This is a genomic window from Bacillus sp. COPE52 (assembly GCF_003355115.1).
GTDB lineage: Bacteria > Bacillota > Bacilli > Bacillales > Bacillaceae_G > Bacillus_A > Bacillus_A toyonensis.
Genome location: NZ_CP031292.1, coordinates 4,477,538 through 4,492,195, shown reverse-complemented (window position 1 = coordinate 4,492,195; position 14,658 = coordinate 4,477,538). Strand labels below are relative to the sequence as shown.

Annotated in this window: 18 protein-coding genes; 7 read left to right on the top strand and 11 right to left on the bottom strand. The window is 35.2% G+C overall.

Annotation, left to right across the window (positions count from 1 at the left end):
* Positions 1-135 precede the first annotated feature (135 nt).
* Positions 136-927 carry an SDR family oxidoreductase gene (locus tag DPQ31_RS22720; RefSeq protein ID WP_016109188.1) on the bottom strand — a complete coding sequence of 264 codons (792 nt, stop codon included), beginning with the start codon at positions 925-927 and terminating at the stop codon, positions 136-138.
* A gap of 147 nt (positions 928-1,074) precedes the next feature.
* Between DPQ31_RS22720 and DPQ31_RS22715 the strand changes: the two genes are divergently transcribed.
* A complete protein-coding gene (locus tag DPQ31_RS22715) occupies positions 1,075-1,533 on the top strand; it encodes a universal stress protein (protein ID WP_001066672.1) in 459 nt (152 codons plus the stop codon).
* 41 nt (positions 1,534-1,574) lie between these two features.
* Here the strand turns inward: DPQ31_RS22715 and DPQ31_RS22710 are convergent, their stop codons facing one another.
* Positions 1,575-2,270, bottom strand: a complete 696-nt coding sequence (locus DPQ31_RS22710; RefSeq protein ID WP_199632135.1) for a hypothetical protein — start codon at positions 2,268-2,270, stop codon at positions 1,575-1,577.
* 95 nt (positions 2,271-2,365) lie between these two features.
* Here DPQ31_RS22710 and DPQ31_RS22705 point away from each other — a divergent pair, with 95 nt between their 5' ends.
* A complete protein-coding gene (locus tag DPQ31_RS22705; protein WP_052943339.1) occupies positions 2,366-2,545 on the top strand; it encodes a hypothetical protein in 180 nt (59 codons plus the stop codon).
* 95 nt (positions 2,546-2,640) lie between these two features.
* Positions 2,641-3,171, top strand: coding sequence for a DinB family protein (locus tag DPQ31_RS22700; RefSeq protein WP_208731042.1), 531 nt, complete (start codon positions 2,641-2,643; stop codon positions 3,169-3,171).
* 78 nt (positions 3,172-3,249) lie between these two features.
* Here the strand turns inward: DPQ31_RS22700 and argH are convergent, their stop codons facing one another.
* Positions 3,250-4,641 carry an argininosuccinate lyase gene (gene argH / locus DPQ31_RS22695; RefSeq protein WP_208731040.1) on the bottom strand — a complete coding sequence of 464 codons (1,392 nt, stop codon included), beginning with the start codon at positions 4,639-4,641 and terminating at the stop codon, positions 3,250-3,252.
* Complete coding sequence (locus tag DPQ31_RS22690; protein WP_087970565.1) at positions 4,638-5,843, bottom strand: argininosuccinate synthase; 1,206 nt, start codon at positions 5,841-5,843, stop codon at positions 4,638-4,640. The genes argH and DPQ31_RS22690 overlap by 4 nt, the downstream gene beginning before the upstream one ends.
* Before the next feature lie 167 nt (positions 5,844-6,010).
* On the opposite strand from DPQ31_RS22690, the gene DPQ31_RS22685 reads away from it, so the two are divergent.
* Complete coding sequence (locus tag DPQ31_RS22685) at positions 6,011-6,328, top strand: radical SAM protein (RefSeq protein ID WP_208731039.1); 318 nt, start codon at positions 6,011-6,013, stop codon at positions 6,326-6,328.
* Between the two features lie 28 nt (positions 6,329-6,356).
* Here DPQ31_RS22685 and DPQ31_RS22680 read toward each other — a convergent pair whose 3' ends face one another.
* Complete coding sequence (locus DPQ31_RS22680) at positions 6,357-6,551, bottom strand: hypothetical protein (RefSeq protein WP_208731038.1); 195 nt, start codon at positions 6,549-6,551, stop codon at positions 6,357-6,359.
* A gap of 843 nt (positions 6,552-7,394) precedes the next feature.
* Between DPQ31_RS22680 and DPQ31_RS22675 the strand changes: the two genes are divergently transcribed.
* On the top strand, positions 7,395-8,057 hold the full coding sequence (locus DPQ31_RS22675) for a YitT family protein (protein ID WP_001244520.1): 663 nt from the start codon (positions 7,395-7,397) through the stop codon (positions 8,055-8,057).
* A 31-nt stretch (positions 8,058-8,088) separates the two neighbouring features.
* Here the strand turns inward: DPQ31_RS22675 and DPQ31_RS22670 are convergent, their stop codons facing one another.
* Positions 8,089-8,922, bottom strand: coding sequence for an EcsC family protein (locus DPQ31_RS22670; RefSeq protein ID WP_208731037.1), 834 nt, complete (start codon positions 8,920-8,922; stop codon positions 8,089-8,091).
* 137 nt (positions 8,923-9,059) lie between these two features.
* Between DPQ31_RS22670 and DPQ31_RS22665 the strand changes: the two genes are divergently transcribed.
* Positions 9,060-9,695 carry a DUF1796 family putative cysteine peptidase gene (locus tag DPQ31_RS22665; RefSeq protein WP_098911631.1) on the top strand — a complete coding sequence of 212 codons (636 nt, stop codon included), beginning with the start codon at positions 9,060-9,062 and terminating at the stop codon, positions 9,693-9,695.
* 73 nt (positions 9,696-9,768) lie between these two features.
* A complete protein-coding gene (locus DPQ31_RS22660; RefSeq protein ID WP_000283516.1) occupies positions 9,769-10,203 on the top strand; it encodes an NUDIX hydrolase in 435 nt (144 codons plus the stop codon).
* Between the two features lie 23 nt (positions 10,204-10,226).
* Here DPQ31_RS22660 and ackA read toward each other — a convergent pair whose 3' ends face one another.
* The 5 genes from ackA to DPQ31_RS22635 form a co-directional block, all read right to left on the bottom strand.
* Complete coding sequence (gene ackA, locus DPQ31_RS22655) at positions 10,227-11,420, bottom strand: acetate kinase (protein ID WP_000034585.1); 1,194 nt, start codon at positions 11,418-11,420, stop codon at positions 10,227-10,229.
* A gap of 299 nt (positions 11,421-11,719) precedes the next feature.
* Positions 11,720-12,706 carry a class I SAM-dependent methyltransferase gene (locus DPQ31_RS22650; protein WP_141555940.1) on the bottom strand — a complete coding sequence of 329 codons (987 nt, stop codon included), beginning with the start codon at positions 12,704-12,706 and terminating at the stop codon, positions 11,720-11,722.
* A 198-nt stretch (positions 12,707-12,904) separates the two neighbouring features.
* A complete protein-coding gene (gene tpx / locus DPQ31_RS22645) occupies positions 12,905-13,405 on the bottom strand; it encodes a thiol peroxidase (protein WP_097959240.1) in 501 nt (166 codons plus the stop codon).
* A 135-nt stretch (positions 13,406-13,540) separates the two neighbouring features.
* A complete protein-coding gene (gene ytfJ, locus DPQ31_RS22640; RefSeq protein WP_000350003.1) occupies positions 13,541-13,936 on the bottom strand; it encodes a GerW family sporulation protein in 396 nt (131 codons plus the stop codon).
* Between the two features lie 12 nt (positions 13,937-13,948).
* Positions 13,949-14,587, bottom strand: a complete 639-nt coding sequence (locus DPQ31_RS22635; RefSeq protein WP_087951022.1) for a DUF2953 domain-containing protein — start codon at positions 14,585-14,587, stop codon at positions 13,949-13,951.
* Positions 14,588-14,658 lie beyond the last annotated feature (71 nt).

The window sequence follows — 14,658 nt, the reverse complement described above, 5'->3', positions numbered from 1 at the left end:
ATATCTCAATATTTGACAAAAAAATAACACAAGTTTTCCGATAGATTTAATATTACATGAAAGGACAGTATTATCCGCATCTCTTAGTATGAAGGATAAACTGTCCAATTATTTAAAACTCCATTTTATTTTGTTCTATCGATGTCTATGAATAACATCCACTGCACCAGTCACTTCAATAATTGTACCGGTAATCATATCGGAATCGTCCTCACATAAAAACGAAATCGTTCTTGCGATATCTTCACCTGTTCCAGATCTACCAATTGGTGTGTTATGACTTTTCAGCTGGCGTGCTTCTTGAATTGTCGCCTCTTTCATTTCACCAATAATATCACCAGGACATACCATGTTCGCAGTAATACCGTATTCCGCTTCTTCGTAGGCAACTGTTTTCGTTAATGAAACAAGTCCTACTTTTGCTGCCGCGAAAGCTGAGCGATAAATCCATCCCGGTGCACTATCTGCCCCTTGAAATCCGTAATTAATAATACGGCCAAAGTTCTGTTTTCTCATGACCGGAACGACAAGTTTTAATAAATGAAATACCGCTGTTAAATTGCCGTGAATCATTTCATTCCATTCTTCTTCTTCATAATCGACTAACTTTTTCCGTTCAAATACATATGGACCAGCATTATTAATTAAAAAGTCAATTTTGCCAAAACGGCTCATCGCTTCTTCTACTATTTTATGTAAATCTTCCTTTTTCGTGACATCCGCTTGCACGAATTGTAGACGCTCTTCCATATTTTTATATGTTTCTTTCATCGTTTCCATAGCCGTTATATCGCTATGATATGTTACTGTTACTGAATAGCCTTTAGCCAATAATTTTTCTGTTACTTGCTTTCCTAAACCTTTCGTACCGGCTGTAATGAGCGCATGTCTCACAAAACTGCCCCCTTTTAAATTGCTATAGTTCATATGTAACAAGTTCTCGCACCAATTACAACTAAAATGAATTAAAACAAAGTTTTCAAAATTCTGTAACGTTTCCGACAAGCACATTACCAAAATTTGTTTTATAATAAAGTTGTAAAAGGTAATAAAAATGATTGGGAGGAATTTACTATGAATAATACATATACAAATATTTTAATCGCGGTGGACGGTTCTAAAGAAGCAGAAAAAGCCTTTAAAAAAGCAATTCAAGTCGCAAAACGAAACAATGCAACATTAACAATTGCTCATATCGTTGATGTAAAAGCATACTCAGCAGTAGAAGCTTATAGCCGCGCAATTGCTGAACGTGCAAATCTATTTGCAGAAGACTTATTAGAAGACTACAAAAAAACTGCGCTTGAAGCTGGCCTTGAAAAAATTGAAACTGTATTAGAATTTGGTAATCCTAAATCTAAAATTTCAAAAGAAATCGCTCCAAACCATAAAGTAGATTTAATTATGTGTGGTGCGACTGGTTTAAATGCTGTTGAGCGTTTCTTAATCGGTAGCGTCTCTGAACATATTATTCGCTATGCGAAATGCGATGTCCTTGTTGTTCGTGGTGATGAGGAGCAAGGTGATCTTTAATGTATAAATAAAACACCAAGTCCAGATGGGCTTGGTGTTTTTCATTTCATATATTTTACTATAAATACAAGACAAGCCACAATAACAACAGTAATTGCTAATACATAAGGCGGAAGAAATTTTAAGGACCACAGCGCCATCATGATCGTAGCTACCGTTAAATAAGATTGCTTTGCATCTTCTGTCATTTTTTTACGAAGAAAGAAAACATACAAATAACCGATTGGCGGCGTAATGAAACAAAAAACATATATGATTTTTGATTTCAAATACCATTTTTGTTCTCCGAGTTTTTGTATATCTTCTTCTATTCTCTTATACTCGCGTTCTCTCGCTTCTTCTACAAGAGGATCTTCCTCTCCTCCTCGCTTCTCTTTCATATAAGGAAGAAAATGCATGAAAAAATAGTATGCAAATACGAACGCTCCAAAACCAATATTTAATCTTTCTAATGGAATATACTCACTAAAAAAGGCAGCAGTAAATACTAAAGACAAACAGTACGTCATCATCCAAAATGAACGTTTTCTCTTTTTCCGTTCCATTTCTTTTTTATCTTGTACATGTTTTCTTTTCGAAAGCCATATAGAAATAAAGCAATCTACTACAAATAGAGCAAAAATAAATATCGCAACGTGTACTGTTTCTACATCCTCAAATGAAAAGATATTTGGGAATGCAACATGTAATACAATTAATGTGTACAAAATTAGCCCTATAAAATAAATACGTCTCATTTTTCATCCCTTTCTTATTTCCTAACTTTAGGTTAACATACATTTTTTAGAAATAGACGGACAAAATATATATGTGTAAAAAAGGAGGATGCTACATGGATGATTCTGAACGTATTATTTTAGATGTGAATGGAAAAGAAATTGAAATGTTAGAGACGATTCGTGCACATTTTAAAGAGACACACGGAATTGAACTAAGTAATGGTGCATTACTACGAGATTTAATGGATATTGAGTATATTCGAATTACGGAAGATCGACATAAGTATGATTAATCGATACATTGTAGGCCTAGAGCAAATTGCTCTAGGCCTACTTACATCCACACGAAAAATGCTATAATTAGGAAAAATGTGGAGGGTGTCAAAATATGAAATCTGAAAATATCTCAAAACATTTTCATACATTACATGTACAAAGGAACGAATTCCTTCCTCATCTCCATTCACTATCTCAAGAACAACTGTGGTATCAGCAAAAGAATGGAAAATGGTCTATTGGAGAGCATTTTTATCACCTATATTTAATTGCAAAAATGCTAAAAGTAGCGATTAAATTCTCTTTCACTCTTATCCCTTATGCCAAGCTCAGAAGAAACACCCCATTTGCAACTGACATACATGACATTTATGCCGAATATAAAGAAAAGCATGGCAAAGGAATGAAAGCACCTTGGATTTTAATCCCTTCAAAAAAAGTCTATCAATCTATGAATGTAACTCAATTAGAAGAATTACTTACACGTGAAACAAATGAAATAAAAAAACTCATTCAAAATATAGAAGAAAATATTGCAGAGCATATCGTATTTTTAGATCCAATTGCTCACTATCCTAATTTGATTCAATCTATTCAACTATTAGCCATACATGAGAAACATCATTTTATGATTATGGAATGATAAATACTCCTGTAAAAATCTAAATACAAAAAGGTAAGGTACTTTCTATAAAAAGCACCTTACCTTCTATCTCATACATCATTTAATTCCTACAAACTCTCCAACTAACCCTTTCGCCTTCTCCAAAGCTTTTTCAATTTGCTCAAACCCTGTCCCGCCAGCACTGTTACGACGCTTTACAGCGGCATATGGCGAAAGAACTTCATACAAATCTTCTTCAAACAACGAGCTCATTTCTTTATACGTTGCAAGTGGTACATCTACTAAATAAATTCCTTTTTGTGTGCAGTGTAGCACTAGCTTTCCAACAATTTCATGAGCTTGACGAAATGGTAATCCTTTGTTCGCTAAGTAGTCAGCAATTTCTGTTGCATTAGAGAAATCTTGCGTTACAGCTTGCCCCATTTTTTCTTTGTTTACAGTCATCGTTTCCAGCATGCCTGCCATAATGTGAAGGCAGCCTTCTACTGTTTTTACTGTATCAAACATTCCTTCTTTATCTTCTTGTAAATCTTTATTGTAAGCGAGCGGTAATCCTTTCATTACTGTAAGTAAACTGAATAAATTACCGTATACTCTGCCCGTTTTACCGCGGATTAGTTCCGCCATATCCGGATTTTTCTTTTGCGGCATAATACTGCTTCCCGTTGCGTATTGATCGCTCATTTCAATAAATTGAAACTCTTGGCTACTCCATAAAATAAGTTCTTCGCAAAAGCGTGATAAGTGCATCATGAGCATAGATGAGTTACTTAAAAACTCCAGTATGAAATCACGATCGCTTACCGCATCTAAACTATTTTCATAGATTCCATTAAATCTGAGAAGCTCCGCACTATATTCTCGGTCAATCGGGAATGTCGTCCCAGCTAACGCTCCTGCTCCGAGTGGTGAAATGTTAATGCGTTTTAACGAATCTTCATAACGATTCACATCGCGCTCTAACATCCAAAAGTAAGCAAGAATATGATGTGCAAATGATATAGGCTGCGCACGTTGCAAGTGCGTATAGCCAGGCATAATTGTTTCAATATTATTTTCTGCTTGATGAACAAGAACAGTTTGCAATTGTTTTGTAGCTTTTATAATATCTTCTACCTTTTCTTTTATATACAAATGCATATCTGTTGCTACTTGGTCGTTACGGCTTCGGCCTGTATGAAGTTTCCCTCCCACTTCACCGATTTTTTCAATTAACATCTTTTCAATGTTTAAATGAATGTCCTCAGCTTCAACTGAGAAATGTAACTTATTTTGTTTCGCTTCTTCTAATAAATATTGAAGACCTAGCTTTATTTTCTCGGCTTCTTCTTTCGTAACGATCCCTTGCTTTGCTAGCATCGTTACGTGTGCAATACTCCCATTTATATCTTGATTGACTAATTGTTGATCAAAGGAGATGGACGCTCCAAACTCTTCAACCCACGCTTCCGCTTCTTCTGTAAAACGTCCGCCCCAAAGTTTGCTCACGCTTCCACCTTCTTTTGATTCACTTGACTGTATACTTTCGTCGGTAAACCGAATAATGAAATGAATCCAACTGCTGCATCATGATTAAATTCATCCTGGGCAGTATACGTAGCTAATTTCTCATCATATAACGAGTATTCAGATTTACGCCCTTCTACAATCGCATGACCTTTAAATAATTTCACACGCACTGTACCTGTTACATTCTTTTGCGTTTCTTGTAAGAAAGCATGAAGCGCTTGTTTTAAAGGAGAGAACCATAAACCGTTATAAATAAGTTCTGTTATTTTCTGCTCAATCACCGGTTTAAAATGAGCTACTTCTTTTACGTGCGTTAAATCTTCCAGCTCTTTATGCGCCGTGATTAACGTCATTGCTGCTGGACATTCGTATACTTCACGCGATTTAATACCAACAAGGCGATTTTCTACGTGATCGATACGTCCAACGCCATGTTTTCCAGCAAGCGCATTTAACGCTTTAATTAATTCTGAAAGTGAATATGCAGTACCATTTAAAGTCGTCGGTACGCCTGCTTCAAAGCCAATTTCTACAAACTCTGGTTTATTCGGTGTATCTTCTAATGCTAATGTCATTTCGTATGCATCTTCTGGCGGCGCTGCCCATGGATCTTCTAAAATTCCACATTCGTTGCTGCGTCCCCATAAGTTTTGATCGATTGAGAATGGGCTATCTAAATTAATTGGAATTGGTACATCGTTTTCTTTTGCATATGCAATTTCTTCTTCACGTGACCACTTCCATTCACGTACAGGCGCAATCACTTCTAAATATGGATTCAATGCTTGAATAGAAACTTCAAAACGAACTTGGTCATTCCCTTTCCCTGTACATCCGTGTGCAACTGCAGTTGCGCCTTCTTGTTCTGCGATTTCTACTAATTTTTTCGCAATAAGTGGACGAGATAATGCAGAGACAAGAGGATATTTCCCTTCGTATAACGTGTGTGCTTGCATCGCCATCAATGCATATTCATTCGCGAATTCTTCTTGAACATCAATCATATACGATTTAATTGCACCTACTGAAAGTGCTTTTTCTTTTACAAACGCTAAGTCTTTTCCTTCCCCTAAATCTAAACAAAGCGCGATAATATCATAATTCTTCTCTTGTAACCATTTAATTGCAACGGAAGTATCAAGACCTCCGGAATATGCTAATACAACTTTTTTCTTCTCCATTTTACATCCCCCTAAAGAATAAATATTCATTATTTCTTATAATAATTCAAACTTTAACACCTTTCATAAAATGAATCAAGGGGAATTCATAATTTTTTTTCAAACAATTTCGTCGAATTTCTTTCTTTTTTTATGTAAAATAGAGGCAGGAAATTGGAGGTGTATCTATGGAAAAGTATTTTATATACAATGAACATCTAGGAATTGCAGTGCCAAACATACAAGAAGAATGGGAAGACATCTCTGAAAAAACACAGCATGGTATTTTATTAAAATGGGAGCAAATTCGCGGAAAAATACCTGATCGTATAAAAGAGCTTGAACATTACATTAATCAAAAACAACATCGTTTAAATAACGAAGATAATTTTGAAATTTCCTGTAGGCTTAATTCTGAAATAGCTGATTTAGCCTCTATTATTAACGACCTTTGGCTTTGGTATCGCCTCACTCAAAATGTATCTAAGGGAAAAGCACACCAATGAAAAAAGCATGCCCCTCATTCACTTTGGGTCATGCTTTTTTGTCGTAACAAGCTTTGCAATATATTTCTTGCGCCGTTTTTGCTAAACATACATCAAACGGACCTACTAATATACTTCTTTCTTTCGGCAACTTCACAAAAGCAACTAGCTCTTCTTCATATTCAATCTTTTTCTGACATGAAACGCATTTTAATTCTCTTCTTTTAAACATGCCTTTTAGCATATCTCCACTCTCCCTTTCATCTATCTATATTAATATAATATGTAAAAAAATGACACATTACAAAGTAAGATATTCATATACTATGTACAAAAGGAGGCCTCAAAATGATGCGAGCTTTCATTATTATCGCTTTAACATTTTTAAGTGTGATTAGCTGGGATGCATTTTTTAAAGATAAAGGTGACGAAAACAATACAACTGAATAAAAAACCATCTTTGCTTACTTATTGGACAAACTTCTAAAAACTGTCCAATCCTACAAAATAACTTAGGCTTTTCTACAAAAATATTTAAACATAACAATTTTTGTAGATTCCCTCCGTTTATTGTCGGTTTCCATCCGCATACATTTTTTGAAAGTATGATATAATAATATAAATCTTGAAGGAAGGGATTTTGATATCATGATCGCTCGAAGGAGCATGTGGCATCGTATTGACGAATCATACACGTAGCGTATTTTTCAGCTCAGATACTTTAGTCTAGCGAAAAAAATACGAGAGTGGGGAAATTATGATTGCCCGAAGGATAATTTGGCAAAAAAAAGACTCTTCTTACACGTAGCGTTTTGTTTAGGACTTAATTGTTATTAGCTAAACAAAACAAAACAAAGAAGAGCAGGATTGCTAAATGACGAATCCTACTCCACGTTTTGTTTAGTCGTTTTAAGACTTAAACTAAAACGAAGGTAGGGAGAATTGATGGACGAGAGGATTATTCGTTATTTCTTCAGCGACATATAGCGTAGTTAGTTTTTTCGTAAACTAACTGAAAGCTACATGTGAGCTCGTAGTTAGTTTACAACACAAAAAGGACTACTAACTACGGAAAGAAGGAATAACGATGAGGAACATCCAAAGTCGACAAATTATTAAAGAAGTTTTTATGGTTTTAATCGGTTCATTTATTTTAGCGGCAGCGCTATATCACATTCACTTCCAAAACCACTTAACAGAAGGTGGATTTGTAGGTATTGCACTATTCATCCAAAATTTTTATGATATTTCACCATCTATTTCAACTGTAATAATGGATATCCCAATTATTTTACTGTGCGCTTCATTTTTAGGTAAAAAAATGGTTGGCTATTCATTTTTAGGTTCAATTTCATTCGGAGTATTTTATTCCCTTATGGAAAATTATTCTCCATTTACGGTAGATTTATCAAACAATTTATTTATAGCTGCAATAGTTGGCGGTGCTTTAGCTGGTATTGGACTCGGTTTTATATTGCGATTTGGCGGTGCAACCGGTGGAGACGATATTTTAACAATTGTATTAAGTAAACGAACTCGTTTTACAATTGGGCAAATTTTCTTCGTCTTTGACGCGATTGTTCTTGCGCTTTCATTATATTATTTAAATTGGACAGAAATTGCTTTTACTATTCTTTCAATTGCCGTACAGGCAAAAACATTGGATTTAATTTATTATCCAAAAGCAGAAAAAGCAGCAGAAAAGCAACCAGTATCTATTCCAATGACCAAAAAACATGCAACAAATTAAAAAAGCGAAAGGCTTCGGCCTCTCGCTTTTTTTATGATTTTTTTTCTTTCTCCATTATGTGGCGCACTTGATAAAATCGATTGGCAAATTCAGTAACATTTCTTGTTAAACGATAATTTACTGTAGATCCGATTGCCATTCCGATGACTGGGATACCTTGGAATAATTTACGACGAAGAGCATAAATTGAAAATGTTTTCAAAATTTGCTTTAACAAAACTTCGGTAGAGGCTGTTTGTAACACTGCTTCGTCTCCTTCATAAAAGAACGAATCTTCTTGCTCCAGCTCTCGTAGCAAGTTGTACCAAGCGTATTGCTGAAGTCTTCCTGGCAATAATGACGCATGAAACACCTTTAACGCCAGCATCATTTCATAAGGCTTGTTCACATCATGCCCAAACGATGTTGCAATAAGTTGGACAGCATTCACATTTAACGCAATCATAACCGGAAAATCAGCTGTCAATAATAATAATCCTCCAGCACCCGTTGCTCCGCCTTGCACGAATGAATATAGACGATGACGTGCTGTTTGTTGCTCTGCTATGTATGTTAACTGATCAATAGATAATGCTTTCAAATCTTCAAGTTGTTCAATTGATTCATTAAATAATCTTGATGTTCCTAAAATACGATTACGTGCATCTAATTGTGATTGTGAACTTTGAATCAGTGCATGCAAATGAAAAAGCCATCCATCTGCTTTCGTAAAGAATTCTTTTCGTTTTTTCTCAGGTAATTTCGCAACTGTAGTATGTAACCATTTATCAAACACTTTTTGAAAATCGGTCGCTTCTTGCTCAACTAATTGCGCTTCCCATTCCTTTATATTGTCTAAAATGGCTTGTTCTCGCTTCGATCGCATCGTAACAACCACCTCGTTCGATTTTTTTCTATTGTAACATATTTCTGCTTATTCTTTGCAAATATGCTTGTCTATCTCCATTCACATACCATTTTTTAATGACATAAAATATTAGCAAAAAGGATGAGATGAATCACATGAATCTATCCAATATAAAACAAAAGTATAGTGCTGTATTTAGCTTAGGACAAAACTGCTGGCCTGCTTGGGCTTTATATCAACTAGGATTATCCCCATTTTTTGGCGTTATTGATTTTATGCTAAGTCCTTCATTAGAGAAAGTAAATTTATTATTACAAAATCGCTTTCACCGTTTTTTAGAATTAGAAAATTTGTCCTTCATCTCATTTTGGGATGATGATGCGAAATTAAGACTACGAGACAACATTTATGAAATTGACTCCTGCCATGACTTTAAAACAGATGTAAATACACCAACTTCTTGGCCTTCTTATACAGATATTAAATTAAATTATGAGCATCGGATTAATCGTTTTCTAACTACAGTAGAAATGGAAGAATCCATATTGTTTATTCGAACCGGGGGAACATATGAAGAAGCACTTTTTCTTGAACAAATTTTATCTCAAATGGTCAAGTATAACTTCTCCGTCCTTTTATTACTTCCTGCCGATGTACCAACTATCACTGAAGAAGATTGGGGATTACAAAACATTTGCGTTATAAAATGCCCAGTGATGGATATATACCAGTACAATGAAGCATTTTGGAAAGAACTATTAGACGGTATTACAATTAGCTCAACAACGTGAATAAAAAGGTGATTTTCTCTATATTTCAACTTATAATTATCCACATATAAATGAATAAGGAGCGATCATATTCATGTACCCACGTGCAAAATCCTTTGGTATTGTTATACATCACAATCGACTTCTACTACAAGAATATAATATAGACAATGAAACCTATTACCGTCCTCTTGGTGGATCAATTGAACTCGGAGAAAAATCAGATGAAACAGTTATTCGAGAGTTTAATGAAGAGCTTCATACAGAAGTAGAAATTATCGATTATTTAGGTTGCTTAGAAAACATCTTTCATCTAGATGAGGAAATTGGTCATGAGATTATTCAACTATATTCTTTGCGTTTATTAGACAGATCACTATATGAAATGGAAATAGTGAATATACAAGATGAGCAAACAGCGTCATATGCAAAATGGGTTCCCATTACTGCATTCATTCAGAAGGAAAAATTATTATATCCAGATGGAATTTTAAAATATATTAAAAAGAAAAAAGACGAAATCCTATAGGATCTCGTCTTTCTTTTCATATATTAACCAATATCTCCAAGACGTAGTACGTCACGAGCAATCATAACTTCTTCGTCAGTTGGAATTACGATAATTTTTACTGGAGAGTGAGGGAAGCTGATGAATGCTTCTTCACCGAATACGTTATTGCGTTTTGCGTCGAAGTATACGCCCATGTACTCAAGGCCTTCTAATACGCGCTCACGAATAATTGCACTGTTTTCACCTACACCAGCTGTAAAGATGATAGCGTCAACGCCTTTCATACGAGCTGTGTAAGAACCAATGTATTTATGGATACGGCTTACGAACACGTCAAGTGCTACTTTCGCACGGTGGTCGCCTTCTTCTTCTTTCGCAATGATGTCACGTAGGTCACTAGAGTAACCAGTAAGACCTAACATACCACTCTTCTTGTTTAATACGTTAACTACTTCTTCTACAGTTTGGCCTGTTTTTTCCATGATGTATGGAATTAACGCAGGGTCAATGTTACCAGAACGTGTACCCATTGTTACACCAGCAAGTGGAGTGAAGCCCATAGAAGTATCGATAGACTTACCGCCTTCTACTGCTGCGATACTTGCACCGTTACCTAAGTGACAAGAAAGTAGGCTTAAGCTTTCAATTGGACGACCTAATAATTCAGCCGCACGCTCAGTTACGTATTTATGAGAAGTTCCGTGGAAACCGTATTTACGGATACCAAATTTCTCATAGTACTCATACGGTAAGCTGTATAGGAATGCAGATTCCGGCATTGTTTGGTGGAATGCTGTATCGAATACTGCTACTGCTGGTACGTTTGGTAATACTTCTTGGAATGCTTTAATACCAACAAGGTTTGCTGGGTTGTGAAGTGGTGCTAAATCGCTTAATTCTTCGATTTCCGCTAATACTTCATCAGTAATTAAAACAGAATCCGCAAATTTTTCGCCGCCGTGTACAACACGGTGACCGATACCGCCAATCTCATCAAGAGATTTTACGATTCCATTTTCAGTTAATTTGCTAAGAAGCATGTTAACTGCTACTGCGTGATCTGGGATGTTTGTAATTTCTTTTTGTTTTTCGCCATCTACAGTAATAGTGAAGATACTATCTTCTAAACCGATACGTTCTACTAAACCTTTTGTTAATACTGTTTCACTTGGCATTTCAAATAATTGGAATTTTAAGGAAGAGCTTCCTGCGTTAATCGCGATGATTTTTGACATCTAGTCTTTCGCCCCTTTTTCTCTTGGTAGTTGTGTGGATCATTCCACAAACCGCTCGATTTTATCTAATTAAATTCACTCACTATGAAAACGTTTCATCATCAGTAAATTTTATACTCACGATTTTAATTTAAACATCGTCCGACATATATTTCAAGTGAAAAAATTGTAACACCAAGAAAAAAAATATATTACAGATTTCAAAAAAATTCAGTTAAATCTTGTATATATTAAAAAATATGACATATTCTATACAACTGTACTACATTAATCACTAACCCTGTTACATATATATCGTGTTACTTTTGTGTTGCAAACCAAGTATTTAATTGATCCATAATGTTCTCCATAGCCTTCATATTAGAGAATTTAGGTAATTCCACTAGTAGTGCCTGTTTCGGCATTGTTACACCTTGGCCTTTCTTTTGGAGAACAAATATACTTTTTGCATTTTTCTCGTTTTTAAACATGGAAACAGGTAGCTGTAACAAACCTTGAATAAAGCATGTTTCTTTAATAAATGCATGTAGTTTCGGCGCTTGATCACTTTCAAAAATAAAGTTTGGTACTAAGAAGAATAAATACCCGCCTTCTTTCGTATGTTTCACACTTTGTTCAATAAATAAGTGATGCGCATATGACATTCCTTCATCTGCTTTTAACTTATATTCACTCGCACTGATTTCGTTTGGATAATAACCAATTGGTAAATCTGAAACGACTGCATCAACTGGATCAATATAAAGTGGTGCTAGTCCATCTTGATGGAAGAATTCGATTCCATGCTTTTGTAAATTTGCATTTACTAAAGCAAGTTTAATTAGCACTTCATCCACTTCTACACCAAATCCACTCATTGCTAGCTCTTCTTTAGCGCTATTAAATACTGTAGTCATTAAATTACCTGTTCCAATTGCAGGATCTAAAACAGTAATTTCTGTTTTGCCTTGCATAAATTTATGGAATAAGTAGCTCATGAACATTCCAACTGCATCTGGCGTCATTTCGTGATTTGCTTGTACGCCCTCTTTCATTCCTTTTAAAATGGCTAGCTGAAATGCTTTACGAATTTCTTCACCTTTATATGTTTCTTCATTAAACGTACTATATTCACGATTCAACCTTTCAATTGTTGATTCGGATAATTCCTCTTGTAAAATCGCACCTTCAAACAAGTTATCACCTGTTTCTACAAGCGCCTCTAAATATGTTACATCTAATTCTTTACGTAAAACTACCGTAGAAGAATCAAAAATAGAAAATAATGTTTCCACTGTCTGACTCACGTACATTCCTCCTTCTCTCTTTTACACATAACTTATATCATACCACAAAGTGATTTTTTCCAAAAAGAAAAAGCGACCTCCTGTAAAGAGCTCCCTTTCAAGTTATGTATGATATAACATTTTTTCTCATCTATCGTTACCATTCGCAGCAATAGATGAGAAAAAACGACCTCTTTATAAGAGGTCATTTCCTTCCTATTACTTTGCAGATTTAGCTGCTTCTAATGCTGCTTCATAGTTTGGATGGCTTGTACCTTCGCTTACGTATTCTGCGTAAACTACTTTGTCATTGCTATCTACTACGAATACTGCACGAGCAAGTAAACGAAGTTCTTTCATTACTAAGCCGTAAGCTTCACCGAATGAAAGGTCACGGTGATCAGAAAGTGTTACAACATTTTCTAAACCGTTTGCTGCACACCAGCGTTTTTGAGCGAATGGTAAGTCAGCGCTAATTGTTAATACTTTCGCGTTTTCAATACCTGCTGCATCTTGGTTAAAACGACGTGTTTGTGCATCACATACACCTGTGTCGATTGAAGGTACAACACTAATTAATTTTACTTCGCCTTTGTATGTTTCTAAACTTACTGAAGATAAGTCGTTTGCTAATACTTGGAAGTTTGGCGCTTGATCGCCAACTTTAACTTCTGTTCCAACTAAAGTCATTGGATTACCTTTAAAAGTTACGTTTGCCACTTGAAAATCCTCCCTTATTTAAAACAAAATATGTACAATGTAAATGATAGTTTGTCCCCATCGATAATGCAAATAAAATCGCTTTATTTACAAAAAAATTAAAGAAGCTAATCCATTGATTAGCTTCTTTATTCGTTAAATTTGAAATTCAGGATCATCTTCTTTTCGTTTATCCATCATTTCTTTCACTTTATCAACAGCTTGTGGTGCTAATTCAATTATTTTATCAATGACGTGTGTCTGCTTATCTAAGTGTAATACTTTCACACCATCTCCATTTATAACAAGAAAGGCAACAGGATTAATAGAAACTCCTCCACCACTTCCCCCGCCAAATGGATGACGACCTGAATGTTCTACTTTACCAAATTCACTTCCACCAGCAGCAAAACCAAAGCTTACTTTCGAAACAGTAAGAATTACACTTCCATCTGCTGCTTTAATTGGATCACCAACAATTGTATTTACATCAGTCATTTGTTTTAAATGCTGCATTGCGGTTGTCATTAAACCTTGAATTGGATGGTCCACTCTATATCCCCCCTATGCTTGAACAGATTTTTCTGTCATACCAGATTTTTGCCTTCTCATAAACATGAGTAATTTGAATCCTGTTTTTATAGCACGAAATATACGAAAAGATGCTGTTAACTCGCACCTTGATGCAAATCCCTTCCCTTGAAAAACAGGGATAATTTCAAATTCTGGTACATCGACAATATGCATATATTGTCCTATAACTCCAGCAGCCATTCCTTTTGTCCCCCATGCATATCCAGTGACAATTCCAGTACTAGCTGCGTCGCCTGCTCCAATTTGCGTATGCCATTTCCAACCATTGATTTTCACTCGTTTGAGAAAATCTTTAACGATAGTATGAACTTTTTGAAGCCTTTTTATCAGTTCCCCGATGCTGTCAAGTTGCGCCATAATTTTATTATCTATTCCGCCGTCCTTTTCAGCTTTTTCGATTTTCTGTCCTGTCTTTTTCTGCTGTTTTTCAATTCTTTCCAACACATCAAATGTATATCGAATCATCCATATTTTCACTTGAAACAAACATTGCTTTTCCATTTCTGAATATAAAAATGTCACTTTAAGCTTTATTTTCGACAATAGTATAAGCAAAATAAAAAGGAGAAGAATTATTATTCCAATTACGAGCCACTTCATACGTATCATCCTTTCACTCCGTACCCATTATCGACAAGTTTATTCATCATTAAACAGAGTTCCGTAAGATTGAATATAAA